General features: G+C 36.2%; 1 protein-coding gene. It reads left to right on the plus strand.

Features of this window, described 5'->3' with window-relative positions; translation table 11 throughout:
* Positions 1-326: 326 nt before the first annotated feature.
* A partial coding sequence (locus O9295_RS20200; RefSeq protein WP_288034859.1) for an IS4 family transposase occupies positions 327-1,435 on the plus strand: 1,109 nt, incomplete at its 3' end.

Raw genomic sequence — 1,435 nt, forward strand, 5'->3', positions numbered from 1 at the left:
TTGTGCCGCTTAAATAAAGAGGTTTTGATAACCAAATTAAAGCAGCTCTAAAGAGTTTTGAGTTAAAAGTTAAACTTCAAGTTTTCATTCAGGACAAATGTACTGATTAACTAATTTTTTGGGGAAAATTAGTTAACCCATTATTATAACATATAATTAATTTGCAAGAGTTCTAGTGTATAACTATTACTATGGTATGCAGCTATTCCCTGAGAGGGGGCTGACAGGGGGACAAGCCAGCTGAAAAGCTTATGTAGCATGGAATACAGACACAGACTTCCAAAAAAGATCAGTCATATATAGTAAATATGACCTAGAGAACAAAAATGATAAGTGAACTATACCAGAAAGTGTTAGAGAATGAACTGGGGCGAGCCAGATATCTACTGTTGTTAATGATAGTTGGAACCTGGCAAATACTAAAGCAAGCCAAGTTAGAGATATTAGCAGAAGCACTACCAATACCAATCCTGTTTGAGAGTCGGCGAAAAAAACTAAAAAGATTTTTAAAGCTCGAAATTCTGAATATTGAAAGAATCTGGTTTCCGTGCCTAAAAGAGATGTTAAAACAGCCAGAAAGATTCACAATAAAAGGATTAGTATATATTGCCATAGACCGGACGAGTTGGGGAGCAATTAATATCTTGATGGTGAGTCTGATTTATGACAAGAGAGCCATGCCAATCTATGGGGAGATATTAGATAAAAAAGGAAGTAGTAATCTCGAAGAACAGCAGCGAGTATTAGAAAAAACATTGACCGTGCTATCAGGTCATAAAATCGTGGTGTTAGCAGATAGAGAATTTTGCTCGGTTAGTCTTAGAAAGTGTCTTCAGGAGCAGAGTATATACTTTTGTTTAAGACACAAACAAAGCACAAATGTGAAGACAAAAGAAGGAATTTATCAAGAAATGAGGGGATTGGGTTTAAGTCCAAGAACTAAACTATTTTTGCAGGATGTAAATATTACAAAAGAGCAGGGATTTGGCGAGTTTAACTTAGCGGGTAAGTGGAAAAAAACTTATCGGGGTTTTCAAACAAAAGAGCCTTGGTATATTCTGACTAACTTTGGAGATTTAGAGACGGCAATAATGGCCGATCAAAAAAGATTTGATATTGAGGAGATGTTTCGAGATTTTAAGTCGGGAGGCTATAGCTTAGAAGGTTCTCAATTAGCACCGCAATACCTATCTAAGCTGATAATTGTTATAGCTATCGCCTATACAAGTGCCACAATGCAAGGTAAAAAAATTAAGGATATGGGAATCCAAAAATATGTCACAAGACCCGAAAAAAGATATAAAGGTCAACGCAGACACAGCAGTTTTTATGTGGGTCAACATCTCTATCATTGGCTCCAGCTACATCAAATGTTCCCAAAAAATATAGAAGAGCTAATGCAAATTAGCCGCTATCGGTTGAAGGATTACATCAA

The organism is Microcystis sp. LE18-22.4A, assembly GCF_027531105.1.
Classification (GTDB): Bacteria; Cyanobacteriota; Cyanobacteriia; order Cyanobacteriales; family Microcystaceae; genus Microcystis; species Microcystis aeruginosa.